Source organism: Bordetella genomosp. 4, from assembly GCF_002261185.1.
In the GTDB taxonomy this organism is placed as follows: Bacteria; Pseudomonadota; Gammaproteobacteria; order Burkholderiales; family Burkholderiaceae_B; genus Bordetella_A.
Genome location: NZ_NEVQ01000008.1, coordinates 194195 through 220684 on the forward strand (window position 1 = coordinate 194195; position 26490 = coordinate 220684).

The 26490-nt window shown below is 60.0% G+C and carries 26 protein-coding genes and 1 tRNA gene; 13 read left to right on the forward strand and 14 right to left on the reverse strand.

Going from position 1 to position 26490, the window contains the following annotated elements; translation table 11 throughout:
• Positions 1-27: 27 nt before the first annotated feature.
• Positions 28-885, forward strand: coding sequence for a phosphate ABC transporter permease PstA (gene pstA / locus CAL20_RS06120; protein WP_094837423.1), 858 nt, complete (start codon positions 28-30; stop codon positions 883-885).
• 43 nt (positions 886-928) lie between these two features.
• Positions 929-1738 carry a phosphate ABC transporter ATP-binding protein PstB gene (gene pstB / locus CAL20_RS06125; protein ID WP_094822485.1) on the forward strand — a complete coding sequence of 270 codons (810 nt, stop codon included), beginning with the start codon at positions 929-931 and terminating at the stop codon, positions 1736-1738.
• Between the two features lie 186 nt (positions 1739-1924).
• On the opposite strand, the gene CAL20_RS06130 is transcribed toward pstB, so the two are convergent.
• Positions 1925-4159: a TonB-dependent siderophore receptor gene (locus CAL20_RS06130; protein WP_094837424.1), complete on the reverse strand. Its 2235-nt coding sequence runs from the start codon at positions 4157-4159 to the stop codon at positions 1925-1927.
• A gap of 191 nt (positions 4160-4350) precedes the next feature.
• Here CAL20_RS06130 and CAL20_RS06135 point away from each other — a divergent pair, with 191 nt between their 5' ends.
• Complete coding sequence (locus CAL20_RS06135; RefSeq protein ID WP_094837425.1) at positions 4351-5361, forward strand: helix-turn-helix transcriptional regulator; 1011 nt, start codon at positions 4351-4353, stop codon at positions 5359-5361.
• 25 nt (positions 5362-5386) lie between these two features.
• Here the strand turns inward: CAL20_RS06135 and CAL20_RS06140 are convergent, their stop codons facing one another.
• From CAL20_RS06140 to CAL20_RS06150, 3 genes are all read right to left on the reverse strand, one after another.
• The gene (locus CAL20_RS06140) at positions 5387-6247 is read right to left on the reverse strand and encodes an amidohydrolase family protein (RefSeq protein WP_256981348.1); all 861 of its coding nucleotides are present in this window, start codon (positions 6245-6247) and stop codon (positions 5387-5389) included.
• Between the two features lie 446 nt (positions 6248-6693).
• Positions 6694-7293, reverse strand: coding sequence for a nitroreductase family protein (locus CAL20_RS06145; protein WP_094837426.1), 600 nt, complete (start codon positions 7291-7293; stop codon positions 6694-6696).
• Between the two features lie 212 nt (positions 7294-7505).
• Positions 7506-8153, reverse strand: a complete 648-nt coding sequence (locus CAL20_RS06150) for a phosphatase PAP2 family protein (protein WP_094837427.1) — start codon at positions 8151-8153, stop codon at positions 7506-7508.
• A 17-nt stretch (positions 8154-8170) separates the two neighbouring features.
• On the opposite strand from CAL20_RS06150, the gene CAL20_RS06155 reads away from it, so the two are divergent.
• The 4 genes from CAL20_RS06155 (at position 8171) to CAL20_RS06170 (ending at position 11886) form a co-directional block, all read left to right on the forward strand.
• Positions 8171-9073, forward strand: coding sequence for a hypothetical protein (locus tag CAL20_RS06155; protein WP_094837428.1), 903 nt, complete (start codon positions 8171-8173; stop codon positions 9071-9073).
• Positions 9074-9467: 394 nt separating this feature from the next.
• On the forward strand, positions 9468-9722 hold the full coding sequence (locus CAL20_RS06160; RefSeq protein ID WP_094837429.1) for a hypothetical protein: 255 nt from the start codon (positions 9468-9470) through the stop codon (positions 9720-9722).
• A gap of 8 nt (positions 9723-9730) precedes the next feature.
• On the forward strand, positions 9731-11107 hold the full coding sequence (locus CAL20_RS06165; RefSeq protein ID WP_256981349.1) for a YcaO-like family protein: 1377 nt from the start codon (positions 9731-9733) through the stop codon (positions 11105-11107).
• Between the two features lie 17 nt (positions 11108-11124).
• Positions 11125-11886: a SagB/ThcOx family dehydrogenase gene (locus CAL20_RS06170; protein WP_256981350.1), complete on the forward strand. Its 762-nt coding sequence runs from the start codon at positions 11125-11127 to the stop codon at positions 11884-11886.
• Between the two features lie 106 nt (positions 11887-11992).
• Here CAL20_RS06170 and CAL20_RS06175 read toward each other — a convergent pair whose 3' ends face one another.
• The 9 genes from CAL20_RS06175 to CAL20_RS06215 are packed head-to-tail and all read right to left on the reverse strand — an operon-like array spanning position 11993 to position 21617.
• On the reverse strand, positions 11993-13516 hold the full coding sequence (locus CAL20_RS06175) for a gamma-glutamyltransferase family protein (protein WP_179266622.1): 1524 nt from the start codon (positions 13514-13516) through the stop codon (positions 11993-11995).
• Positions 13517-13521: 5 nt separating this feature from the next.
• Entirely contained in the window at positions 13522-14130 is a 609-nt protein-coding gene (locus CAL20_RS06180; protein WP_094822476.1) for a CoxG family protein, read from the reverse strand.
• The gene (locus CAL20_RS06185) at positions 14124-15275 is read right to left on the reverse strand and encodes an FAD-dependent oxidoreductase (RefSeq protein WP_094822475.1); all 1152 of its coding nucleotides are present in this window, start codon (positions 15273-15275) and stop codon (positions 14124-14126) included. The genes CAL20_RS06180 and CAL20_RS06185 overlap by 7 nt, the downstream gene beginning before the upstream one ends.
• 11 nt (positions 15276-15286) lie before the next feature.
• Complete coding sequence (locus CAL20_RS06190; RefSeq protein WP_094822474.1) at positions 15287-15778, reverse strand: RidA family protein; 492 nt, start codon at positions 15776-15778, stop codon at positions 15287-15289.
• Between the two features lie 9 nt (positions 15779-15787).
• Positions 15788-16888 carry a hypothetical protein gene (locus CAL20_RS06195; protein WP_176456554.1) on the reverse strand — a complete coding sequence of 367 codons (1101 nt, stop codon included), beginning with the start codon at positions 16886-16888 and terminating at the stop codon, positions 15788-15790.
• Entirely contained in the window at positions 16885-17355 is a 471-nt protein-coding gene (locus CAL20_RS06200; RefSeq protein ID WP_094837431.1) for a (2Fe-2S)-binding protein, read from the reverse strand. The genes CAL20_RS06195 and CAL20_RS06200 overlap by 4 nt, the downstream gene beginning before the upstream one ends.
• The gene (locus tag CAL20_RS06205; RefSeq protein ID WP_094822471.1) at positions 17352-18191 is read right to left on the reverse strand and encodes an FAD binding domain-containing protein; all 840 of its coding nucleotides are present in this window, start codon (positions 18189-18191) and stop codon (positions 17352-17354) included. Before CAL20_RS06205 ends, CAL20_RS06200 begins: the two co-directional genes overlap by 4 nt.
• Entirely contained in the window at positions 18191-20575 is a 2385-nt protein-coding gene (locus tag CAL20_RS06210) for a xanthine dehydrogenase family protein molybdopterin-binding subunit (protein WP_094837432.1), read from the reverse strand. The genes CAL20_RS06205 and CAL20_RS06210 overlap by 1 nt, the downstream gene beginning before the upstream one ends.
• 16 nt (positions 20576-20591) lie before the next feature.
• Entirely contained in the window at positions 20592-21617 is a 1026-nt protein-coding gene (locus tag CAL20_RS06215; protein WP_094822469.1) for a Bug family tripartite tricarboxylate transporter substrate binding protein, read from the reverse strand.
• 129 nt (positions 21618-21746) lie between these two features.
• Between CAL20_RS06215 and CAL20_RS06220 the strand changes: the two genes are divergently transcribed.
• Positions 21747-22460, forward strand: a complete 714-nt coding sequence (locus tag CAL20_RS06220; protein ID WP_176456553.1) for a GntR family transcriptional regulator — start codon at positions 21747-21749, stop codon at positions 22458-22460.
• A 63-nt stretch (positions 22461-22523) separates the two neighbouring features.
• On the opposite strand, the gene CAL20_RS06225 is transcribed toward CAL20_RS06220, so the two are convergent.
• Entirely contained in the window at positions 22524-23435 is a 912-nt protein-coding gene (locus CAL20_RS06225) for a fumarylacetoacetate hydrolase family protein (protein ID WP_094837433.1), read from the reverse strand.
• Between the two features lie 179 nt (positions 23436-23614).
• Here CAL20_RS06225 and CAL20_RS06230 point away from each other — a divergent pair, with 179 nt between their 5' ends.
• The 5 genes from CAL20_RS06230 to CAL20_RS06250 all read left to right on the forward strand — a co-directional run bounded on the left by CAL20_RS06230 (position 23615) and on the right by CAL20_RS06250 (position 26466).
• Positions 23615-23998, forward strand: coding sequence for an RNA-binding S4 domain-containing protein (locus tag CAL20_RS06230; RefSeq protein ID WP_094837489.1), 384 nt, complete (start codon positions 23615-23617; stop codon positions 23996-23998).
• 143 nt (positions 23999-24141) lie between these two features.
• Positions 24142-24218: transfer RNA gene (locus CAL20_RS06235), tRNA-Pro, on the forward strand.
• A 153-nt stretch (positions 24219-24371) separates the two neighbouring features.
• Positions 24372-24758: a VOC family protein gene (locus CAL20_RS06240; protein ID WP_094822466.1), complete on the forward strand. Its 387-nt coding sequence runs from the start codon at positions 24372-24374 to the stop codon at positions 24756-24758.
• Positions 24759-24901: 143 nt separating this feature from the next.
• Positions 24902-25237 (forward strand): PsiF family protein, encoded by a 336-nt coding sequence (locus tag CAL20_RS06245; RefSeq protein ID WP_094822465.1) that lies wholly within the window; start codon positions 24902-24904, stop codon positions 25235-25237.
• Positions 25238-25509: 272 nt separating this feature from the next.
• Positions 25510-26466: a tripartite tricarboxylate transporter substrate binding protein gene (locus tag CAL20_RS06250; protein ID WP_094822464.1), complete on the forward strand. Its 957-nt coding sequence runs from the start codon at positions 25510-25512 to the stop codon at positions 26464-26466.
• Positions 26467-26490 lie beyond the last annotated feature (24 nt).

Below are 26490 nucleotides of genomic sequence, written 5' to 3' on the forward strand. Positions count from 1 at the left end.
GTCTGCCGGACGTTAATGGGAAGAAACATGGCTGAATCCGCAATCAACATGAGCAACGGCATCTACCGCCGTCGCAATCTGGTCAACAAGGTGATGCTGACCATCTCGCTGACCACGCTGGTGTTCGGATTGTTCTGGTTGTTCTGGATCATTCTGACGCTGCTGTTCAAGGGCGCACCCGCCTTGTCGTTTACGCTGTTTACCGAGATCACGCCGCCCCCGGGCCAGCAAGGCGGTTTGATCAACGCCGTTGTCGGCAGCGTGCTGATGGCAGGTGTCGGTACGCTGATCGGTACGCCTATCGGGGTACTGGCCGGCACGTATCTGGCTGAATACGGCCAGCGCGGCTGGCTGGCGCCGGCCACGCGGTTCTTGAACGACGTGCTGCTGTCTGCACCTTCGATCATCATTGGTTTGTTCATCTATGCCGTATACGTGTCCCAGGTCGGGCACTATTCGGGCTGGGCCGGCGCGCTGGCGCTGTCCATCCTGGTGATTCCGGTGGTGGTGCGCACGACCGACAATATGCTGCTGTTGGTTCCCAACAGCCTGCGTGAAGCAACCGCCGCCCTGGGCTGCCCCAAATGGCGCATGATCACCATGGTCTGCTATCGCGCCGCCAAGACCGGCATCATCACCGGTATCTTGCTGGCCATCGCGCGCATCTCGGGTGAAACTGCGCCGCTGCTCTTTACTGCCCTGTCGAACCAGTTCATGTCGTGGAACATGAATGCGCCCATGTCCAACTTGCCGGTCGTGATTTATCAATACGCGGCCAGCCCGTTCAAAGACTGGAACGATCTGGCCTGGGCCGGCGCCACGCTGATTACGCTGTTGGTGCTGGGTATCAACATCATGGCTCGCAGCCTGTTCCGCAAATCGTAATTGCCATGCCGGCGCCGTGAGGGGGCCGGTGATAGGAAGACAAATGCCAAATACCGTTCTCGCCGACAAAGCTGCCAGCGCCGCCGCTGCGCCCGCCGCCAAGTCCAAGCTCGAAGTCAAGAACCTGAACTTTTACTACGGCAAGTTCCATGCGATCCGCAATGTGAACATGTCGATTCGTGAGAACAAGGTCACCGCGTTCATCGGCCCGTCGGGCTGCGGCAAATCGACTCTGCTGCGCACGTTCAACCGCATGTTCGAGTTGTATCCCGGCCAACGCGCCGAGGGCGAAATCCTGCTCGACGGTGAAAATCTGCTCACGTCCAAGACCGATATTTCGTTGATTCGCGCCAAGGTCGGCATGGTGTTCCAGAAACCCACGCCGTTCCCCATGAGCATCTACGACAACATCGCTTTCGGCGTAAAGCTGTTCGAGCGCCTGTCCAAGGGCGAAATGGACGAGCGCGTGGAATGGGCCTTGAGCAAGGCTGCGCTGTGGAATGAAGTGAAAGACAAGCTGCATCAAAGCGGCAATAGCTTGTCAGGCGGTCAGCAGCAACGTCTGTGTATTGCGCGCGGCGTGGCCATCAAACCTGAAGTGCTGTTGCTGGACGAGCCTTGTTCGGCACTGGATCCGATCTCGACCGCGAAGATCGAAGAACTGATCGCAGAGCTCAAGAGCGATTACACCGTCGTGATCGTGACCCACAACATGCAGCAGGCCGCTCGGTGTTCGGACTACACCGCTTATATGTATCTGGGCGAGCTGATGGAGTTCGGCGACACGGACCAGATCTTTGTCAAGCCGGCTCGCAAAGAAACCGAAGACTACATTACGGGTCGTTTTGGTTAATAGCGCGGCGAGGGCGTGCTGGTTATCGGCCTGATGGATTGTCGAACCCAATACGCCCCGTATTACGTCTGCATGTCTCCTGAGCAGTAGTCAGGCGGCCGCAGCAGGAAAAACGCCTGACATGGTCGACATGTCAGGCGTTTTTTTTGGGCGAAACCCCAACGGGGTTTCGCCCTGTGTCCGCGATCAGTACGTCACTGTCATCGTGGCGTAGTAAGCGCGTCCGGGCTCGTTGTACGTCGCAGCGCCGGCGGAGCTGGCGTTGCCTTCGCGGTAGAGCTTCTTGTCGAACAGGTTGCTTACGCCGACGCGGAAACGCAGGTGGCTGTTCGGCTCATAGCCTACGCTCAAGCCCACCAAGGCATAGGGGCTGACAGTCTGGCGGCCTTCGCCTTCCAGCGTCTCACCGGTACGCAGGTTCATCGACGGACCTTTCTGCTTGCCGTAGTACGTCACGTTTGCCTGGAACGACCATTCGGGGGTGTAGAGCCAGTCCAGCGTGCTGTTGATGGTGTACTCCGGAATGACGCTCAACGGTTCGCCCGTGTCCTTGTTCTTGGTCTGCATCATGTAGGTGAAGTTGGTGTTCCAGTCCAACGTCGGGGTCAGGGGGATGAACAAATTACCCTCAAAACCCTCTACGACTGCTTTGCCGCTATTGGTCCACTGCAGCACGCGCGCGCCGTTGTTCAAGCGGTACAGATACTCGGTGTCTGCAACGATCTTGTTTTTGTAATCGTTGCGGAAATACGCTGCGCTGGCGCGCCACGTACCTGGGTCGTATTCGAAACCGATTTCTTTGTTGACGCTGATTTCCGGACGCAGGTCTTCGTTGCCCGCGAGATAGCAGCCGCCCGAGTTGGTCTCTGCAGCCCAGCACCCTTGTCCACGGCTGTAGAGCAGGTAGTTGGGATTGGACTGATACAGGTTGGGTGCCTTGTAGGCGCGGGCGATACCGCCTTTGAGGCGCAGCGAATCAGTCGCTTTGAACGACAGGTTCAAGCTGGGGCTGAAATTGCCGCCGAATTCGCTGTTGTGGTCGTAGCGCAAGCCCGGGGTCACGATGGTGCGAGTGCCAGCCTGGATGTTGTCTTCGAAAAAGAGCGCATAGCTGTCCTGGCTGGTCCGGGTCGGGCGATCACCGCTCGCCGTACCGTCGATGCCGCTACCGGTCGTCCCGGTGTCGTAGGTCTGGCGCAGGGACGACGGATCGTCCAGTGACTCATGCAGGTATTCGACGCCGACGGTTGCGACTTGCTGCAGACCGAGAGTGAACGGGACATTGACTTCGCTGGCTGCACGCAGGCTGCGCAGGCGCGCTGTCGATTTACCCAGATCGGTAGGTGCGCCCTCGGGACCTCCGGCCAGGCCCTCGGCCTGCCGAGCATTGCGCGTATAGTCGTACGACAGCTCTGACCGGGATGTGCCCCAGTCGTAGTTGCCACGATGCGTGAGCCCGAAATTCTCGCGATACATGGCGTTGGTTTCTTTGCCATACAGGCTGTCGGAGAACTCGCTGTTGGCGTTGTTCATCGTGTCGCCGGCATAGATGTTGCCTTGGCGGCTGAAACCCATTTCGAATTCGAGCGTGTTTTTGGTGTCCGGACGCCATGCAAACAAGGCGTTGATGTCCTGGTTGATCACCCCTTCGCGGCCGGAGGTATTGGCGATGCCGTTTTCATCGACCGTCGCATGGTCTGCGTTGATGTTGCGGTCGTCGGCATTGGTTTTGTTGTAGTTGGCATAGACGCGCATGCTGAGCGTGTCGGAGATCGGCGTGGACAAACGCGCGTTGACGCGGTTGGTATTGCCTTCGTCGCTGTCTTCCGGCTGGTTGATGTAGTAGGTCGCCGAGGCCGTGGGCTTGTCGCTGGGCTGTTTGGTGATGATGTTCACTACACCGCCCATGGCGCCTGAACCGTAACGCGCAGCGGCAGGGCCGCGGATGACCTCGATGCGCTCGACTTCTTCAGCGGGGACCCAATTGGTGTCGCCGCGGGTGTCGCGATCGCCATTCCAACCGTAGCGTACCGAGTTGCGCGATTCCACGGGTTTACCGTCGATCAGGATCAGCGTGTTTTCCGGGCCCATGCCGCGGATGTCGATTTGCCGGCTGTTGCCGCGTGCACCGCTGGAGCTGTTGCCGGTGAGGTTCACGCCGGGTTCGCGACGGATGATGTCGGACAGATCGTTAGTGGGCGGACGGCGCTGAATCTCTTCCGCAGTGATTACGGAAACCCCCAATGATTCTTTCACTTCTTCCTCGGCCGTGCCGAGGACCTCAACGGCAGACATTTCCTGTACGACCGCAGCGTCGTTGGGCAAGGGAGCGTCCGCCTGGCTTTGGGCCAGAGCCGTGCCTGAGAGGGCGAGAGTAATCAGGGCGCCTAGATACTGGCGCTTGAAGGGGGGCGTGGGCATGCCGATTTCTCCGGGGTGCGCGATAGATAGCGCGCCGCTCGTGACATTTGCGGCGCGCCTGATACGTGTTATTAGGAATGATTTACAATATCATTTTGACGTCAGGATTATGTCAGCAAAATTCCGGTATGGGCTTTGCTTGCACACTAGATTGTTTTGCTAAATCCCCATTTCTCTCTTTTCGTATCTGTATGAGTTCGGTATCGCTCAGTCGTAGCGCAGCACTGCGACGCAACGCTCCCTTGGTCGACGAACCCGCCTTGCACCGGCAGGCGCGCCATAGCGCAGCGCACTACGCAGTGGTGGCGCCTGGCGCCAACCGTCCCATGTTTGAAGGACTGGTGGATACGGTGCAATTGGCTGATGGCTTGAGCCTGCATCGTGTGGACGCCCGTGACCTGCAGGGTGTCGCCGTGCATGCCCACCTGCAACCCGGGTTGCGTATTGCTCTGACTGTGGGCGGCAAGGCCGACGTCAGCTACGACGGATACCGCTTGTTGTTGGGGCCCCGGCCGAACGGCGGAGCGTGTGGAGCAGTGGTGGCCCTGACGCAGCCCGCGGCGTTCAAGCGGCAGTCGCGCCGGGGCGATATCGAGCGCAGCGTCAGTCTGACGCTGAGCGACGTATGGCTGCAGCGGCGGTTAGGGGAGACTTTGCCTGCATGTCTGGCATTCGCACGCCGGCATCTTTCGGTACATCCCTGGAATGCATCTGCGCATGCCATCGCACTGGTTGAGCAACTGTTGGCGCCGTCAGAGCTGGACGGCGCATTGCTGCGCATGTATCAAGAATCCCGGTCGCTCGGCCTGGCGGTGGAGGCGTTGAGCAGCCTGAGCGGCGCGGTGCTGTCACCGGTGGCCGATGGGTTGCGGCAGCGAGAGCGATCCCGGATGGAGCAGGTGCGCGAGTTGCTCGACAGTGGCCAGGCCGACGAGATGAGCCTGGTGCAGATTGCCAAGCATGCCTGCCTGAGCGTGAATACCCTGCAGCGCCATTTTCGTGCGGTCTGGGGCAAAACGGTGTTTGCCTATCTGCGGGATGCGCGCCTGGATCGTGCGCGTATGGCGCTCGAGCGCGACGCGATCAGTGTGACCCAGGCGGCATTGATTGCCGGCTATTCCAGCCCGGCGAATTTTGCGACGGCATTTCGTCAGCGATATGGCATACCGCCGGGACAGGCCGGGCGGCGAGTGCCTGAATGATGACGATCAGGTGCTTTTCAGGGCTTTAGAATCCGTACAGCTCTGCCGGGTTATCCACGAGGATGCGAGCGCGTAATGTGCTGTCAGGCACCCAGGCGTGTAGTGCCGCCAATGTCGACGTGGTAGCGGGCGGTGTCGGCATCTCGGTCGGATGGGGCCAGTCGGATCCCCATACCAATCGCTCGGGGGCAGCCTGCAATAGTTCAGTGGCCACAGGTGCTGCCGAGCCCACGCCGCCTGCCAGATAATGGCCCGACAGCTTGACCCAGCCTGTGCCTCGTTGCAGGCGTGTATGGACGACTCGCCGCGCTGCTTCATAGGTCTCTGTCATCGGCGCCATGCGACCCAGGTGATCAAACACCACCGTGCAGGGCAGGCGCAAAATCATGTCGGCATTTTCCGCGATCTGCGCGGGCGTCATATGCAGTTGTACGTGCCATCCCAGCGAGGCAATGCGCTTGGCCAGCGGCTCGATCATATCGATACGCACAATCGAGGTATGGGCAATGGCGACAGTAAAGCGGATGCCGCGAATACCGCCTTGATGCAGCGCTTGCAATTCGCCATCAGACACGTCAGGGAACACGACACCGACACCGCGCGTCTGACTGGAGCCCAATTGCTCGATGGCGTCCAGTGTGACGCGATTGTCCGTGACATGCGGCGCGGGCGTGACGACTACGGCACGCTGCAGGCCCAGGCTGTCTCGTACTCGCCGATAGGCCTGAGCGGTGCAGGACGCCAGGGGATTGGGCGCGGCGGGTGCGGCGATCAGGGCCGGGTTGTAGATGTGGATGTGCGAATCGCAGGCATTTGCGGGCAGGTCTTGAGTCTCGTGCAATGAGGTGGCTGCGGTTTCAGGGGCGGCTTGAGTCGGAGCGGTCACGAGAATTCCAGTGTGCTGTTAATGAGGGGCGCCGAGTTCGATATGCGCGGCAAACCTGGATTGTAGGCACGTGAGAATAAAGGTGGTCCCGTTGATGTCCGGTGGCAGGGGGGCGTGCGGTGCTTGTTTGGGTGGGCTTGCGGTCGTTGCTGTTCGTGGGCGTCTCTATGGAGACGTCCCGGCCGCGTGCCTGGGCGGGGTGCCGGGCCTATCGCACGGACTCGGCCCATGACCAGGGGCCTCGGCCTCGCTGCGCGAGGCTAAATCCGCGCTCAACGGCCCAGCACCCCGCCCAGGCACGCGGCCGGGACTCGCATTGAGGCAATGCCACGGACGATGAGGCAAACGACGGGCGATGAGAGAATGCGGCGGACGCGATCGGCAAAGCTGCAGGCTAGCTGGGAGGCGGAGCTGCAGACTTTGCGGGTGCGTCGGGGCTTTGGCTTTTAGCCGATGACGCGGAAGCGTTCGGCGTCGTCCATGAAGGCTTTTTCGCCGAAGGGGGCTTCGTTCGAGCCAAAGGGCATCTGCGCACGCAATTTCCAGCTGGCAGGGATGTTCCATTCGGCAGCGATGGCGGCGTCGATGAGCGGGTTGTAGTGCTGCAGGCTGGCGCCTATGCCGGCGTTGGCCAGGGCTGCCCAGGTGGACAATTGGGCCATGCCGCCCGACTGTTCCGACCAGACGGGGAAGTTGTCAGCGTACAGGGCAAACTGTTCTTGGAGGCTGCGCACGACGTCCTGGTCTTCGTAGAACAGCACGGTGCCTACGCCGGCAGCAAAGCTCTTGAGCTTGGCTTCGGTTTTGTCAAAGCCTTCGGCGGGGGCGACTTTGCGGACTTCGTCAATCGCGATTTGCCACACTTTTTCGCTTTCGGCGCCAAACAGGATGACAGCGCGCGAGCTTTGCGAGTTGAATGACGAGGGGCTGTGCTTGATGGCGTCCTGGATCAGGGCGGTCAATTCTGCTTTCGAGGCCGACACGTTGCGACCCAGTGCATATTGGGTGCGGCGTTGCTTCAGCGCTTCAAGAAAGGCGTTGCTCATGATGGAAATCTCCCGACTAATAGATAGATAGTGAAAGTACGGGCAAATTCTAACTGCTGCGTTGCATCAGCGTCACCGGTTTTCGGCGGAAAAAACACGTTTTGGCGTAGGACAAATTGTTCCTCTGGTGGTGCTAATGAGGCTAGGGAGGACGCTGGCCACCCACGTTTTCGTGCCCCGGGCTGGGCGGGGCCAGACGTGGTCAGAGGACGTCAACGCGAAACGGTGCGTATGGGCCAGATGGCCAGTGTGGCGATCCCGACGAGCAGTCCGGCCGCAATGTCCCACAGATCGTGCTGCCACGTCGTGACGGTGGACACCAAAATCAACAGGCACCAGCCATGCCACGCCCAGCGAGCCAGGCGATGACGCTGTAATTTCGGCAGCCACGCTAACCAAACCAATAGCAACGTCGCCGCATGCAGTGACGGGAACATGTTGTACGGCTGCTCAAATGCCCTCAATTGGCTAAAGAGCAGGCCTGTCACGCCATCTGGCTGCGGCAATGGGCGTACGTTGATCGAGGGAATGAGCGCAAATGCCGCAAAGCAGGTCAATTGCGCCGCCACAATGCGGCCAGCATGCCGCCGCAATGCGTGCAGACGCTCAAACGCGAAAAACGTGCAGGGAAAAATGAGGTTCAGGCTGAGGTAAGGCCAGATCATCCAGGCCAGAAAGGGAATGTTGTCGTCCCATGCGGTATGCCATGACATGGCGTCGGGCCGGGCCGCCGCCCAGCGATTGGTCAGGCTGTAGCCGATGAGAAACAGCAGACTCGAAAGTAGCATCCAGACGAGGGCTTCTCGCCACGGATGATCCGATATCTCTCGAACACCGGTAAACTCCGATTCTTGCACCATTATTGTTTTGCAGGTTGATGACAGATAACTCGAGCGTGGCCTTATCTCATCCTGGCGACCACTGGATCAACAATCCAGCCTGGACGTTGCTGGAGCAGGCGCATGACGGACGTATGCTGCTCGTGTTGACCGGCGGCGCCGACGAGACCTATATCGTAGACGAAGCCGTCTCTGATGCTTGTGTACGTCGCGTTTTTCAGGCGTGGCAAAACGAGAGTTTGTCCTCGTTGCAGGATGACCCGGAATGTGGCGCCGCGGTGCGTCAGATACAGCGGGTCGGGGCTTTGGTGCCGCCTCGGGCATTGCCTGAGGTCAATCATTTTTCCGTGGCGTGGCTTGGTGACCCATGCGAGTCGTTGATGCCCGCGTTGGCGACGATGATCGCGGAAAATCGCATCGCGCTGCAGGGCGATGCGCCTCGAGATGCTGTTGCTGGCGCCAATATCGAAGATCTCCTGCTTGTTGTGCGCACCAACGCTCAATGGGACTCCGCGCTGAGCACCTATGCCGCGCTGCGCCCGCGGCAACGACACTTGTTCGTTGATACGGCGTATCACCACACCGTCAGTATTGGCCCGTACGTGGTGCCGGGCGAGACGGCGTGTGTCGCCTGCTTGGGGCATCGCATCGCGCATCGTTGGGGCGATTTGCCGGGTCCGGCACAGCCCGCCATGTCGAGCAGATCGCACTCGATTGCGGCCGTGCTGGCTCCTCTCTTGACGGCGGCGGGCGGGTTACTGCCTTTTCTCGAACACAGTGTCAGTTTGAATTTACAGACCTTGGCCAGTGTGCGGGACAAGGTATTCCAACTACCAGGCTGCCCGGTATGTGAGGGCCGACATGACTCGCCGGCCGGGGCGTTGAATCTACCTTGGCAGGTGTTGCCACCTGTCATATTGTCCGGCCCGGCGGGTCGTTGAGGAGTTTGCCATGTATCGTCTGCCTAACCAGTTCGATCCCGCCGGACGCCAGGATAATCTGTCCGCGGCGGGGGGTGGGTCGACATCAACGACTTGCAGTAGTTGTCTGGTGACCGTGGGGATTGCGAGTGTCGCGACCTCGTCTATTTTCTCGGGGCTTGTACCCGAGGCGTTGGCGCGAGCTCGGACATCCGATTCGGCCTCGACTGATGCGTCTAGCGCGTCTTCAACAGCGGTCGCTACTGAGCCACCCTCGTTCGCTTCGACGGCGGCTTCAGCGGGGCATGTTGACACGAATGGACAGCCCAGCGTCCCGCCTGTTCAGGCGTCCCCAGCAACATCAGAAGCTGGTAAACATTATGACGCGCGCCTGTCCGCGGGCCTGCGCCAACCAATGTCGAAAGGCGAGCGTCGCACGATAGGCGCGCTGTCGATCATATTGGCCGTGATTGCAGGGGTTCTCGGGTTTCTCGTGCAGCCCTTGTTTGGTGCTATTGCTTTTTTTGCCGTCTATATCGGCATATTCTGCGTGGTTTACGAGCGTTCGGACCGATCGCCCGGGCAGGGGGCTGCTGTCGCGCTGTTGATGTTGATCGGCATTGTGGCTTGCGCTGCGCTTGAAATGTATTTCTGGATTGAGAACATGTGACGGTGAATATGCCTCAGTTGCTATCGCGCCGTTTATTGACACAGGCGGCAAGCGCGCGTTGCGGGCTGGTGCTGCCGATCAATGCTGTTGACCCGCAGCCTTGTGACAGACTAGGCCCGATATTTAACGGCAAAGCGCTGGCGAATGTCGCTGCACCTAAAGATCCCGTGAATACATGGCAAACGGTATCGGGGGCCGTCGCATTGGATTCGCAAGACGCGATCTCAGGCGCGATTGCCGAGGCGCTGGAGCGTCTGGCGGCGGCTCAGGCTACATTGACGTTGCGCACGCGCTCGCAACTGACCGACGAAGAATGCCTGGATGATGAGGCGTTCGCCTTGTTTTCTGCCGAGCAGCGTGCGCAGCCCGGTTTCCCGTGGCCGATGGTGCCATCGCCAGCTGATCTCTATGCGCCAGTCTATCGTCTGGTTGATAACCAGATGCGTTGGGTGCCTCAGGAACTGGTCGGGCTCGGTCCGCGGTCAGGGCAGGCGCGCATGCCCTCGACATCCAGCGGCCTGGCCGCGTGGCGCGATGAGGCAGGTGGTCCCTGGCTCGCCGTCTTGCGTGCCGCGCAGGAATTATTAGAGCGTGATGCCTTGGCGGCCACATGGCTCAATGGCCTGGGTGGCCGCAAACTGAGCTTGCCCGCTGAATGGGTCGATTATGTCGTGGCGAACGGCGGTGAGATCGCGGCCTTTGATCTCACCCAGGCGTGGAATCCGCATCGCGTCATTGCCGTTGCCGGGGGCCTGCCCTATGGCGGACGTCCGCGTTTCGTGTTGGGTATCGCGTGCCGTGCGAACGTTGATGAGGCCTTGCATAAAGCGCTATTGGAATGGGCGCAGGCTTTGACCTTTGCGTCGCATCTTGCGGATCGAGGAGATGATTTGCCGCGTCAGCCTGATGCGCTGCGCCGTTTCGATCAGCATGCCGTGTTTTATACCTTGCGCCCGGAGTTGTGGCATCAGACTGCGTTGATGGCACATGCCGAGCCTCACGTTCAACGCACGCCTGATGTCGGGATGACTACAGCGAGAACAGCGGTAGCGAGTGCCGAGGACGCCGCTGCGGGCGGGGTCATCGCTGCAGAGACTGCGCGCCTTGACGCCGCTGATCATGAGCGAGCCCTGACGCAATTGCATACGCTGCAAACGTCACTGACGAATAGCGGCATTGATCTTTACTACCGAGAACTCACTACGGTCGATGTGGCGGCCACTGGTTTGCGCGTGATGCGAGTATTGTCGCCGCAATTGAGCGGATTGCATGCTGACGAGCGTGCTCCGTTTCTCGGTGGCCGTTGTGCGGATATCCAATGGCGCTATCCCGGCAGTGTGCGGAACACGGCTTTTCCCAATCCTCTACCTCATCCGCTGGGCTGAGCGCCCGGCTCGTTGCCATGTCATCCGATATGCATTCCGACTCCGATTCGCCTTGGGCTGAGGCGCCGTTGTTTCATCTGTTCTGGAAAAATGGCGAGCTCAACGCCAGCCGGGCCATGGCGATGGGGCAGCGTATCGCTCGCGACGCAGTGCGGCCAGCGGGCACACCGGCTCCTGTTCATCGTGCGGGTGTGGTTGAGCTGCCGGATGCGCCCGAATCCGATATCAATGCTTGGGAACGTCGCGTCAGTGAGCGCAGCTTTGGTGAGGTGCCGGCGACCTTGCCGGACCTGGGCCGCGTTCTATATCCCCTGCGTACACGGTTGCAGGGCACGACGAGGCTATTGCCCTCCGGCGGCGCCAAATATCCCATGCAAGTCTATGTGGCGTTATGCCGAGTCGATGGTCCTCCGGAACTGACTGGGCAGATCGCATGGTACGACAATGCGCGTCATGGACTCGTACCGGTATGCGCTTGTCCGGCATGGTCGGAGCTGGCGTCCATGCTGGGGGTGGATTGGGAGCAAGCGCCAGCAGCCGTCGTGTTCATGATTGCGCGTCCCGAAAACATGCTGGCGAAATATGGTGAACGAGGAGGGCGTTTCCTGCTGATTGAGGCGGGCGTTTACCTGGGGGCGCTCGGCTACCAGGTCGCGCAAGCCGACTGGGGCGGCTGTGCGATTGGTTCCTATCATGATGACGCTGTGCTGTCTTTGTTAGGACTTTCGGCGCCGCGTCATGTGGCGGCACTGGTTTATGCTTGCGGCCCGAAAGGCTGATCATAGTGATCGGACGATACAGCCGAGGTCGCATCCTATATGAACGATTGAGGACGCGACTTAGTTTGCGGAGGCTCGGTTTTGGCTCTCGTTAACGCGTCGTCGTTTATCGTGTTAACGCATAAGCCTCTCGTCTCAAGTCCGCTGCGGCTTCGAGTACGCCATTGCCCAAGGGGCGTATGGCCTTGATCGAGCCAAAATAAAAAGGATGCAGAGAGTCGGCAGCTACCTTCATTCCTCTCTCGCGCAGGCGAGCTACGACATCGGTGGGAAAGCCCGGTTCGCACATCACCTGGCCGTCGCGAGACAGACTCCAGCGCGGAGCGTCAATCGCCTGCGGCAAACGCATGTCATCGAGCAGCACATTGAATATGCACTGTACGCCTGTGGTGGTTTGACTGACCCCGCCTGGCGATACGGCATAGAGAGCCGGTTTACCGTTTGCCAGCACCATATAGGGGTTCAGCGTGTGGATAGGGCGTTTACCCGGGGCCAACAGATTATGCGTGCCAGGCCGCAGGCTGAATTCACTCAAACGGTTATTCATCAGGATGCCGGTCGAGGGGTCGACGCAGCCGCTGCCAAAGGGTTGAAAGACGCTTTGCAGCATGACCAGGCCATTGCCCGCCGCATCGGCCAGGACGATCCCTGCTGTGTCGCCGGGATCGCCTCGGCGAGGGTCGATGGGTCCGTGCTGCGTCTGCTCTGTATCGTCCGACCAGGGCCATGTCGCATCAGGGTCAGCGACGCGATCACGCAATCGGGGAAGCAGCGCCGCGGCCTCGACGATCTGTGCATACAGCCGGTCCGTGCGGGATCGATCGTAGTACGGACGTAGACGCGCCAATTGCGCCTGCATCAGCACCCCCACCGAGTTTGGCGGCATGACGCCGACCTGCCAATGGCAGTGAGCTTGCCAAACGGGATCGACCCAGTCGGCGTGGCTGGCGGCTAGGTCCGCCATGGTGAGCAAGGCGCCATGTTCGGAGGCATAGCGTGCGAGTCGTTCGGCGACTTCGCCGTGATAGAACGCCTCTTCACCACCCTCGGCGATCTGCTGCAGCGTCCAGGACAGCGCAGGTTGCCTCCATAGAGATCCGGCCGCACGGTCTGCGCCATCATCCAGGTAGGCGTGCGGGAAACCCGGCTGCGCTCGGAGATCGGCGCCCGCCATCGTCAGGTTACGAGCTATCTCGCTTCCAAATCCCGTTCCTTCGTCAGCCAGCGCAATGGCATCATTGAACAAGGTGTGCCAAGCGTGCCGTCCATATGCGCGATGCGCTTGCGCCCAGAATCGCACGAGGCCCGGCACGACCCAACTGCGCGGTCCACGTGCATCGATCCCATTGGGAAACAAGGCGGGCTGTGCTGCGGCGGGCGAATGGCCGGATCCATTGAGTGCGCTGAGTTTGTGCGTGATCGCATCATAGTGCAGCATCATTGCGCATCCCCCCAAGGAGGTGGCATGCTGCACGGTCACTGTCAACACTGCCGATGCCGCGATCATTGCATCGATCAGCGAGCCGCCTGTTTCCAGGCGTACCTGGGCGGCTCGGCTGGCCAGGTGGTGGCCGGTCACCACGGCATATTGCGTGCCGTACAAGCTGGCGCGTGGCCGTATGAGAGACATAGGGTTCATCGCAAGTAATTCGCCAGGAACGTGCCGGCAAAACTGCCCAGCGCACAACCTATGGGCAGCCACCAATTAGAGACACCCGTGCGGGCGGAGACGGTTTCAGCCCCCTCGGCTGACCATTCCGGCTTGATTGACGTGCTGCGGGATGGAGCGGCCGCTTGAGTATCCTGAGGCGATAGCCGCCGCTGCACATTCTGAAAAAAACGCTCCGAGAACTTGCGTGCCGTACTGTCGATCAAGCGGCTGCCCAATTGGGCAATGCGTCCGTTGATGGTGGTGTCCGCCGAATACGACAACTGCGTCCCGCCATCCAGATCGCTCAGCTCGATCCGCACGCGGCCTTGCGCCGAGCCGGCTACGCCGGCATCGCCTTGGCCTACGAGTGCATACACTTGTTGAGGGACTTCGATCTCACGACGAAAAACGATCTGGAATGTGGCCTTGACGGGGCCGATGGCACTGACCATCACCGCTGTGTAGCTGTCTTCGCCGTTGGCTGTCAGCGATCTGCAATCGGGCAGGGTGGCTTGCAGAAACGCCGGATCATTCAGCGCATCCCACACCGTGGCGCGGTCGGCGGCGAGGATCTTGGTGCCGTCGATCAGCATGATGCACCTTTTTTATCGATCTGGATGCCTGCCAATTTCAACCCATGGTCGGCGATGCGCATGCGATTGTTGAGAAAGCGGAATTTGCCGAAACTCCACACCACCAGCGGCCGTGCAAAATCCAGTGCAGTCGGCCATTGCCGGGTAAAGGCATCGTAACGGCAAGACCAGGACTGCGTGCGGTCGCTGATGAACCGTACGCGACGCTCCCATTCCAGCAAGGTAGCGGGGATATCTTTCGCATCGCGCAGCAGCGTAGCCAGCGCGAGTGAGTTCATCAAGGTCAGGCCGCCGCCCTGCCCCAAGGTCGGGGGTAGTCCATGAGCGGCGTCGCCGATGATGGCGACGCTGCCCACCGCCCATTTCGGGCAGCGCACGACGCCATAGGGATACTGCGTTGCTGGCGCACGGTGCAACATGTCGAACAATGGCCGCAGCAGTGGAAAGCTCTGTGACCAGTTGTCTACGTCCAAAGGCAGGCGGGCAGCACCGGCGTCTTTGGCAGGCGCCACCATATACACATAAGTGTGCTCGGGGCCTGCTGGGGTGACGCCTATGCGTCGGTTGCCGGACCAGTGTTCCACCGTTTTCGGATCGGGTGTGAACTCGCGCGAGACCACCAGGAACCGGTCGATCAGCGTCGGCAGCTCGGTAAAACTGCCTCCGATATTCAACGAGCCCCGTACTGCCGAATGCACGCCATCAGCGCCTACGATGAGATCGGCAGGGCAGCGCTCGCCGGCCTGTGTGATCAGCGCGCCATTTTCCACACCTCGTACGCGAGAGCCTGTCTCGATCTGTGCGCCCGCTGACAGCGCGGCGTCGCGCAGGCCCTCGATCAGGACCTGGCGAGGAAAGGTGTGGACACGCGAGTCGCCTTCGAGCCGGCGCTGCTGCTTGACGCGGCCATCGGCGAAGCGAATCTGCGCATAATCCAGCCGTGTGCCAAAGGCGCGGATGCGATCCATCACGCCCAGATGCTCGAGGACTTCGAGGCTGTTGTTCTTGATGTAGATGCCAGCGCCGACTTCGCGGATCTCCGGGCTTTGCTCATGCACACGCACGCGCCAGCCCTGACGGGCGAGCAGCGCGGCGAGCGACAGGCCGCCGATGCCGCCGCCGGCAATTTCAGCATTGCGAGTCATGATGTACCTCCTCAGGCGATCTCGACGACCATTTCCAGCTCGACCGGCATATTGGCGGGCAGCGCGGCAAAACCCACCGCGCAGCGGGCATGCACGCCAGCCGGGCCGAATACCGCCGTCAGCAGATTAGAGGCGCCGTCGATGACTTCGGGTTGACGATGAAAATCGGGCGTAGAGGCCACCATGCCGAACAGGCGTACGACACGGGTCACACGTGACAGATCGCCGATCTCGTTTTTCAGTGAAGTCAGCGCACTGATGACGGCATTGCGTGCGCCTTCTTGACCCTCCTCGACACTGATTTCCGCGCCGAGTTTGCCTTTGTGCGTTTGTTCCGAGCCGCGAAAAGTGCCATGGCCAGCCACGAACACCAGCTTGCCGGTCGTGACGGCGCCGGTGTAGTTGCCCATGGGCGTGCGCTTGGGCGGAAGCTCGATGCCGAGTTCGGCCAGGCGGGCTTCGGGAGTGGTGCCTTTGAGCGATTGGAAAGTTTCGAGGGACATGTGATTCTCCTAGGGTTGACGGTTGCGTTGCAGGCGCAGTTGCGTTGCGGCGCCTGCGGTGAGCAGGGCATGAAGCGAAAATTCGTCACGGAGCCGATCTGTGTTCAGGTCGGATTGGATGGCGATCAGGGCCTCGCGCTCATCTGGCGCCAACGCAAAGCCATCGGCATAGGCCGCTGGGTCTGCGAGAAAGCGGCGTGCGCTGGCCGGATCTGTACGCAGCATGAATACCGCCTTGACCAGTCCCACGCGACGCTGGGGCAGCTCCGGATAGATCAGCGGGTTGGAGCTCGCCTCCTCAGTGAGGTCCCATGCGTGCACGCTGTAGGTGTGATGCCACGAGGGCTCGAACGCCGAGGTAAACGGCTTGCGATTGCCGCCGATCGCACCCATCGCGGCCAGCGTCATGCGCAGCTCGACGTTGCCCGTGCGATCCAGCGTATCGGCGTCATAGCCCAGCAGATGTGTCAAATTGCCTGCACATAGGTGATCGTTCAGCACACGATCGGTTGCCACATCGGGATGCGGGTAATGCACGGTGCCGGGATAATGAGAGAGCCCGCCGCTGGCGATCAGCACGGCGCGTTTGTTCATTCTCCGCATGACGCGAGCCAATGCTTGTCCGAATGCATGGCATCGCAGCGGCGAGGGTTGAGGCGGTATATAAGCGTTCATGAAAATAGCGGTGATCGGCGTGTCTCGATCAAAGCCCATGAATTCAACCGGAATCGTGAATGCCGTGGGCAGCTTGGCATCTAGCGTGAAGGCCAGATCGAAGCCTTCTTCCTCCATATGCCGCACCAGCGGGTAGGCCAGGCCAGCATCCAGCGTCCAATCGCCGCGATGCTTGTGCATGCCGTCGGCACGATCTGCCGCATGGACGCAGAATGCAGGGGTAGCGTGCGTGACGAAGTGATCGCCGTGATCGTTCGAGATCACAATCACGCAATCCGGTTTCAGAGCGCGCAGACGTTCGCCCGCCGCTTGCATGGCCTCGCGCACCCGGCCGACTTGGGCATGATCTTCGGTATCCGGTAGAGACAGGAATTGCGGAGCGTGCGGCACCGCCGCCACGCCTACAATGCCAGATTCGCACGTGGTGTTTTTCATGGAGATATCTCCTCTTGCGCACTGGCAATGGCGGTTACGATGCCCTGATAGCCTGTGCAGCGGCAGATGTTGCCGCATAGCTGCTGGCGGATTTCGGTTTCCGAATTGCAGAGCTTGCGAGTCAGCATGTCGTGGCCGGTAATGATCATGCCGGGTGTGCAAAAACCGCATTGCAGTCCATGACAGCGATGCATGGCGTCCTTGAGCGCGGCGGCCGTGGCGTCGCTCAGGCCTTCGAGCGTTGTGATTTCCATACCATCGCAGGCGGCAGTCAAGGTCAGGCACGAGCGTACGACTGCGCCGTTCAGATAGACATTGCAGGCGCCGCAAACGCCATGCTCGCAACCCAGATGAACGGAGTGCGTGCCGGCCTGTTCGCGCAGGCTGTCGGCCAGGGTGGCATTGGGTTCGACCGATAACTCGGTCGTCCGGCCGTTGACGGTCAGGTTGATGGGGATGCGGTTCATTGTGATTCCAGAGCTTGTGCGATGGCGCGAGTCAGGTTGACGGCGTGTCGATGTACCGCGGCCTGTCCGGACTCGGGACAGACGGCGCGCACGTCTTCGTAGGCGCAGGCAAGCATGTCTTTCTGTTTGAGCGATGAATGGGAACGCAGCAGTTCGGCGCATTGCGTCATCGGCGCCGGGCCAGCCTCGATCGCGCCAATCCAGCAGGACCACTCTCCACCGGCGCGTCGCACGGCTACGGCGCTGCTGACGGCATATTCACCCGCGCGATGCATCAGCTTTGCGCGGCCCCAATGCGTGAGACCCAACGCGGACGCGTCCAATAGCACCGCCGTCAGTATTTCGTCGAGCGCGATATCAGTCTGCATCGGGCCAGAGATAAAGGACGAAAGCGCCATGCGGCGCGTGCCGCGTTGCCCAGACAGTTCGACCTGCGCGCCCAATGCCAGAAACAGCAATGGCCAATCACCGGCCGGATCGGCATGCACCACACTGCCGCCGACCGTGCCGCGCGTACGAACGGCGGGGAATGCGATCTGTTGTGCATGGGCAGCCATCAGGCGGCCCAGCGGTGTCGGGTCGTTTTGGTGCGCAAATTGTGCATGCGTACTCATGGCATCAATGCGGCCCGAGCCCAAGGCGTCGTCTTTCAGGCGTAAATCCTTGATACGGCTCAAATCCAGGAGCACGCTGGGTTGAGACAGGCGGTATCGCATCGCGGGCAACAAGCTTTGGCCGCCAGCCAGCAGCTTTACATCGCTGCCTAGTGCAGCCAGCGTCGCGATGGCTTCTTCTAGCGAGTCCGGCGCGCGGTGTTCAAAGTAGGGCAGTTTCATTATTGGCCCTCCGTGCGCGCAAGGATCTGATCAAGCAAATAATCAGGCGTGATCGGCGTGCAATTAACCGCGATATCCTCCGCCAACAACGCATCCCGCACCGCATTGGCAATCGCCGCAGGCGGGGGTACGGATCCGCCTTCGCCCATGCCCTTGACACCAAACGCCGAGAAAGGCGAGGGCGTGTGCAAATGAATGATGTCGATGCGAGGCACTTCCATCGCGCTCGGCAGCGCATAGTCGCCGAAGGTCACGGTTTCTGGTTGCCCGTCGGCGTTGTAGCGCATGGCTTCGTATAGCGCTTGTCCTATCCCTTGAGCGACTCCCCCCATAATCTGCCCATCCACGATCAGGGGATTCACCACGGTGCCGCAGTCTTCGACCACGAGATAATCCGTGATGTCTACGAATCCCGTATCCTCATCGACCTCTACACGGGCGGCGTGCACGGCATAAGAAAACGTTCCGGTTTCCACGCTGGGCCGGTAAAAGGCCTGTACCGACATGCCGGGCTCAATGTCCTTTGGCAGCTTGTGAATCTGTACGCTCGTGATGAGCGCGATCTCGGCGAGGGTCAACTGACCTTGTGCGCCATGCAACACCCCGTTTTCCAATCGCAAGGCATCGGCTGTATCGCTGAGGTTCGCAGCGGCGATGCGACGCGCTTTGTCCACGATCATGCGGCACGCTTGTGCCACTGCGCCGCCACCCATCACCAGAGAGCGCGACGCCACGGTGCCCATGCCATAAGGCGTAGCGGCGGTATCCCCTTGCCGGATACGAATCGCGTCCAACGGCAGGGTAGTCAGCTCTGACGCGATTTGTGCATAGCTCGTGGCATGGCCCTGACCATGTGCGAGCGTACCTACGTCGATTTCCAACGTGCCATCACCATTCAGGGTCGCACGCGCAGCCTCGTGGCCATAGACGGTAGGCGAACCTCGGCGAAACCACTCTACCGAGCCGTGTCCGGCTTGTTCTACCAGCATGGCATAGCCGATGCCGGCGCGTCGTCCTGGCGGCGCGTCGCGATTCCAGCGTTCGAGCACGCGTTGTTCGGCGGCGTTGACCGCTTCGAGATAGTCGCCCGAGTCATAGTGCAGGCCCGTCGCCGTCACATAGGGCATGGCAGAACTGGGAATCAGGTTGCGGCGTCGGGTTTCGACCGGATCCATGCCGAGTTCGTGTGCGACTTCGTCCATGATGCGTTCCATGGCAAAACATCCGCCTGGGCGCCCCACGCCTCGGTACGGTCCCATGGGGCTCTTGTTCGTATACAGACTGATCGCCTCGTACCGATAATGCTGAATGTCATATGGCCCCAGCATGATGTTGGCCGCCATGTTGGCCTCGATTGCGCCGGTAGAGGTCTTGGCGCAATAGGCGCCGCCGTCGACGATGAATGTCGCATCGACGGCATGTATCCGGCCATCGCCGTCGAAGTAAGCAGTAATGCGCTGATCGTGCTGACGGGCATGATTGCTGGCGACGAAGTGTTCGTAGCGATCCTCTATCCAGCGCACCGGATGATCCAGTTCCATCGCCAGGGCCGTCAGCAGGACCTCTTCGGGATACAGGTTGCTCTTGGTGCCAAAGCCTCCGCCCACATCGGGCACAATGACGCGCAGATCGCTTTCGCGCAGGGCCGGGATTTGTTCGGCGACAAAGCTGCGTATCAGATGAGGCCGTTGCGTGGATAGATGCAGATGGATCGCGCCGGTGGCCTTGTCGCGCAGCGCCATGACGCCGCGCCCTTCGAGCGGACTGGCGAGCACGCGTGCCATCTTGAAGTCACGCGTCACGTGTTGCAGGCCTGACGTGCCAGCCTCTAGCACGACGCGATCGAACTCTCCCACACTGCGTTGCGTACGCATGATCAGATTGGACGAGAGGTCTTCGTGCAACGGAATTGTCGGATGTTCCCATTCATCGCGGGCATCGACCACGGCTGGCAGTGCTTCGATACGAGGGACGATCTGTTCGGCCCACTGTTCGGCTTGTGCGCGCGTAGGCGCCATCACCAGTGCAATCGGCTCACCGACAAAGCGGACCTTGCCGGTGGCCAGCAGCGGATAGGGCGCGCCGTTATATCCATCGCGTAGCAGATTGGCGCGAATCGGCGGCAGGTGCGCAAAGTGTTCGGCATGGCGCACCATGTCGATGGGAACATCAGGCGCAATATCCACGCCTTTGAGGATGCCGTGGGCCACCGGGCTGCGCACGAAAGCGATTTCCAGGCAGCCCGGTGCATTCAGATCGGCAATAAAGGCCGCGGCACCAGCGAGGTGACGAGCGTCTTCACGACGCGCTACACGCTGCCCGATCATTTGCCCGTGGTGGTCGGCAGTGCTGGCATGAACCGGCGATGTGGCGTTTTGCTGCATAGATGAACCGGCTGCTTTATTGATTGTCGATGGTGACGTGGCCAGCCTGGATGATGTCGATCCATTTTTTGCTGTCCTCTTTCATGCGGGCGGCCAGATCGTCAGGCGTGCCACCGGTGGGCACGAGTCCCAAGTCCAGCAACTGTTTCTGTACTGTGGGCTTGGCCAGAATGGCGTTCACCGTTTTGTTCAGTTGGTCTACATGCGCATCGGGCGTGGCGGCCGGCGCCATCAGCACGAACCAGCTCGCGATGTTGGTGTCGGGTAACCCTGCAGCCTCGTGCAAGGTCGGCACATCAGGCAGGCCTGCAAAACGTTCCGGCCCGGCGATAGCCAGAATATGCGCGCGGCCGGCCTGGACTTGCGGCAGCGCGGGGCCATAGTTTTCAAAGGAATACCCCACTTCACCGCTGGCCAGCGCGACCATGGCGGGGCCGCTGCCTTTGAACGGGATGTGTGTGCCTTTCAGATCCGCGACCTGGTTTAACCATTCGCCTGCGAGGTGCAGCGTACTGGCCGTGCCGGCCGAGCCGAAATTCAAGGTGTTGCTGGCCGATGCCTTGCGTGCCTGAACCAGAAAATCCTGCACCGTGTTCACCTTCATGGCCGGACCGACAGTCAAGAAGGCAGGCACGTCTACCAGGCTGATGACGGGCCGCAAGCTCTTGGCCGCGTCGTAGTCCAGGTTCTTATACAGATACGCATTGTTGATGACCGAGGTCGTCGCCAATAGCAGGGTGTAGCCGTCAGGTTGGGAATTGATCACGTTGCGCGTGGCGATCTGGGTGCTGGCGCCGGGTTTGTTTTCAACGACGAAACTCTGATGCAACGTTTCACCCAACTCGCGTGCAATCAGACGCGCCGTAATGTCCGAGGCGCCGCCGGCGGCGAACGGTACGACGATGGTGACCGGGCGCTCTGGGTACGCGGCCAGGGCTGCGCCGCCACCCATCTGCATGGCTGTACTGGTACAGACGGCTGCGGCGATGGCGCCCAGCCGGCGTAGGGACAGAATGGAAAACCTACTACGGTTGTATGTCATGCTTTTCCCCTTTAAGAATACTAAATGTCGATAAAGTATACTTTATGGGGGAATGATATCCATACGTGGTAGCATGTCAAGGCAAAACTGCGTCACTACGTGTAATCACTAATATGGATGTATGAGGCCATGAAAGGCTTTGATGGGCAGAGTGCCCTCGTCGAACCAGAGAGCAAAGGAAAATCAGGGGATTCAGGCCGCCCCGTCAGTGTTTATGAGGCGCTGTTCCAGGAAATCGTCAGCGGCCAACTGCGCGGCGGCGAACGCCTGATGATCGATGAATTGGCCGAACGCTTCGGTGTCAGCAAGATTCCGGTACGCGAGGCGCTGAAAGCCCTGGAGGGGCGCGGGTGGGTCGAGTCGGCGCCTCGCCGCGGCACCTACGTGCGGCGTTTGTCGATGGATGAGTTGCACGAGTTGTTCGAATTGCGCCTGATCGTCGAGCCCGAGATCACAGCCATGGCGGCACATCGCCGCAGGGCGACGCATTTGCAGCAGATGCTCGTGCTGGTCGAAGAAGGCTTGCAGGCGGTGGAGCGCAACGATTTCGTCAGCAGCTCGCGGGTGAATTCACAATTCCACACCATCATCGCGCAGGCCGCCGGCAATCAATTGGCCTACTCCGTTATTCAGGAACTGGAGCTGCGTTTGTGCCGCTATTTCTTTATCGCTGAATGGGAGGAACGCAAAGAGTCCACTCGTCAGCATTTGAAGCTATACGAAGCCATACGTGATCAAAACGTGGATGAAGCGCGACGCTTGACCGTTGAACACCTGCGTCATACCGAGGCGATGGCCTTGCGTTCGATGAACGCTCAGCGCGTGCCGGATTTAATGGAATAGTTGGGCAGGTATCGTCGATCAGCATGAGGTCGCTAATCGACGATTGATAGAAGGGCAAGCGGATTATTCGCCGATCGGATTACGCAGAACGCCTAACCCTTCGATGCGGGCTTCCATGACGTCACCTGGCTTGAGAAAGCGCGGCGGCTCCAGCCCTAAGCCGACGCCAGAGGGCGTACCGGTCGCGATGATATCGCCGCTTTCCAGCGTGAGTCCGGCCGACAGTTGCGCAATGATGTCTTCGATGCGGAACAGCAGATCTTTCGTGCTGGAATCTTGCCGGCGTTCGCCATTCACATCCAGCTGAATCGACAGCGCGTGCGGATCGGCAATCGCGCTCTTGTGGACCACGTACGGTCCCATCGGACAATGCCCATCCAGCGCCTTGCCCTTGAACCACTGGCCATGCGCTTTTTGCAGATCTCGTGCGCTGACATCGTTGACGATGGTGTAGCCGAATACATGATCCATGGCGCGCTCTTTCGGGATGTCCCGGCCAGGTGTGCCAATGACAATGGCCAGTTCCACTTCATAGTCCAGCTGTTTCGTGACGTGTTGGTGTGCAGGCACCGGAGCCAATGTGCCGATGACGGTGGTCGGCGGCTTGGTAAACACCTCGATGACCGGCGGAAAATCATCCATGGGTCTGCCACGCGCACGGTTGCCCTCGATGATGTGCTCACGATAGTTGCGGCCGATGCAGAAGATGTTTTTCGTGGGGCGCGGGATAGGGGCGAGCACTTGCAGGCTCGATAACGAATGCAGCTTGGTCGTATCGCGGCCATATTCGTTCGCGAGTTGCCGGGCGCATTCCAGGCCCGTATCGCCTAACGCGATCAAGTCGCCGACATGAGCGGGAGGCGGCATATGGTCGTCATGCTGGGGCCATGTCTCGGTCAAGTCCAAGACATGATCCGGGCCGATCAACACGCCTAAGCGAGAGGACGGAGAGCAAGCAAAAGTCAGAAACTTCATCTAGGCGCCTGTAGTCTGGGAGTGAATAAAAAGTATACTTAATTATGTTTAAGTATATTTAATATATAGGCCGTTGTCCTATCGGCGCAAGATTCCGTTTATCCAAGTCGCCTGGCGTCACTCTGGAAGGCATCAGGGGGCATGCCATCTTGGCAGATCAGTGTCTTAAAATGGCCGCTATGGCAGACAAATTGCGATTGGACAAATGGCTGTGGGCAGCGCGCTTTTACAAGACACGCAGCCTGGCCTCACAGGAAATCGGCAAAGGGCGGGTACTGGTCAACGATCAGCCCGCCAAACCCGCTCGTGAAATCGCCGTTGGCGACCGGGTGAGTGTGCGCAAGGAAGATCCGCCGATTCACGTACACGTCCGGGCGCTGAGCGCCGTACGCGGCCCTGCGCCGGTCGCGCGTCTGCTTTACGAAGAAACTGCGGAAAGCATTGCGGCGCGCGAGCGAGCTGCCGAGATGCGCAGACTGGCTCCTGAGCCGGCCCAAGCTATCGTTGCAGGGCGTCCCACCAAACGTGATCGACGATTGATTGATCGAATGCGTGGCGAATGAGTCTGCAAAGAACGACTACTGTAACGAGGCACTCACCGACCCGTGCCGGCTCTCGGCGCCGAGTCGTCGATTGTGGTAGCATTCCGTTCCCTGACGACAACGACGCCTTTTAGTCGTTTACGGTCAGGACAAATCAGTACCCACGGGGCGTAGCGCAGCCTGGTAGCGCATCTGCTTTGGGAGCAGAGGGTCGCGAGTTCGAATCCCGCCGCCCCGACCAATAAAATCAAGGCCTTACAGAGATTGCTCTGCGAGGCCTTTTTGGTTTCTGGCCGAAGCACGTGCTTGCAACTACGCCGAGCCCGCTCACCGTAGCGAGCCTACAATGATCTGCCTTGGCCTGCCGAGGCCGTCCTTCCTCGAGGAGCGATGCATGCTAGATCATGTCGAAATTCACGTGAGCGACTTCGAGCGCAGCCGGGCGTTTTACCTGAGCGCGCTCGCGCCCTTGGGTTATCTCCCGCGCAAGGCCCTCCCCACCGGCACGGGCTTCGGCGTTGGCGAGCCCGACGGAGAGGGCGATCCGGGTGGCGAATTCTGGATTCATCAGGGCACGCCCAGCACCCCGCGCGTGCATTTAGCCTTTCGCGCCCGCAGCCGCGAAGAGGTCGACGCTTTCCATCGCGCAGCGCTGGCAGCCGGCGGCCGCGACAACGGCGCGCCTGGCCTGAGACCGAAGTATCACCAGCACTATTACGGGGCCTTCATCCTGGATCCTGACGGTTATAACGTCGAGGCGGTTTATCACCGCGCCGTTTGACCGCGTTGTGCCCGGGCTTTTTCCGTACCCTTGCGCAGGCGTCCGGATTGTTCGATCATGACCGGGCCGGCGATTGGCCGGTACATCGTGCGGCCCGCTTTTTGCGACTGCCCCAGACGCGCGGGCGCTCAAGGGAGAAACCCATGCTTTCCCGTACTAGTCAATTGGCCTCGGCCTTTCTGGTGACCGCTTGCTTTGCCAGTGCGGCACTCGCCCAAACTCCCGCGGCCTCGACGCCTGCCAAGACGCCCACGGCGCAACAGCAACGCATGGCGGACTGCAACAAGTCCGCAGAAGGCAAGAAGGGCGACGAGCGCAAGGCCTACATGAGCAGTTGCCTGAAAGGCGAAACCGCCGCGCCGGCCAAGGAGCTCACGCCGCAGCAGCAGAAAATGAAAGACTGCAATGCCAAGGCCAGCTCGCAGCAGTTGACCGGCGACAAACGCAAGACCTTCATGAGCACGTGCCTGAAAGGCTGACTCGTCATCGCAAAAGGCCAGCCTGATTCAGGCTGGCCGGAGCTCCCGCATTACCCATCATCTGGTTCATTGTGTCTTGCGCGTTTGGCGATAGAAAGCCGGTCTTCAATGCGTCAACATTCAAATAATAAATAGCGCAGATAGAGAATTCGGCCGTAGATACTTCTCGACTGAAGCGTGCCGCCACATTCGTTGTCAGGCTGTGCACTTCTCGATGGTATTCACGACGGTACGCGGATCCATATCTGGCGTGCACCAGTGGAGACCAAAAAATGAAATTCCGTCACGTGATTCTCGGTTGCTCCTGCCTGATGATGGGTGTTGCTGCCAACGCCGAGAGCGTCACCTATCCCACGCGATCCATATCAATGTCAGTCCCCTACGGCACAGGCGGATCGACAGACGGCGTAGCGCGCAAATTCGCCCAACTGCTGGAAGCCGAGTTGGGGCAGCCCATCATTGTCCTCAATCAGCCCGGGGCGTCCGGCACACTGCAATTGAGCAATCTATCTCGTGCCAAACCCGATGGATACACAATCGGATTCTATTCATACAGCACCGCCACTTTTACGTCGCAACTATTGAAAGTCCCCTATACAAAGGACGATTTCGAGTTACTGGGTGGTGTAGCGGAATTCAGCTACGGTATCGTCGCCGCGCCAGACTCGCCGATCAACAACATCCAGGATCTGGTGCAACAGGCGAAAGCGGGCAAAGGCGTTTTCTATGGTGTGACGGGTGCGCCTAATAATTTTCCTTTCCTGCAGCTGCAGAAAGTCACCGGCGGTCAATTTGACCAAGTGACGTACAAGTCCTCGGCGGAGTCCATCAATGCCGTTCTAGGAAAATACGTAGACGTCGCGCTGCAAGGACCCTCGGAATACAACGAACTCGTCAAGGCAGGAAAGCTGAAAGTCATCGCCTCTGCGAGCAATTACCGGTTGCCGTGGTTTCCGGATACGCCCACCATCAAAGAGCAGGGTTTTGATTTCGGCATCACAGGAATCATCGGCGTTGCTGCACCCAAGGGAATTCCCGAGGAGGCGCGGGCAAAGCTCGAAGCGGCCATCCACAAAGTCGTCTCCAGCAGCGAGTATGGGCAATACCTGGTGGAGCGATTCGGAATCAAAAGCTATCCCGCCGCTGCCGCCGAGTTTTCAAAATATATAGACGACGGGTTTCCCATCATGAAAGCCATGATTCAGACCTACGATATTCAGGGCCTATGACGAAGTGTCTGCCCGGCACTGCTC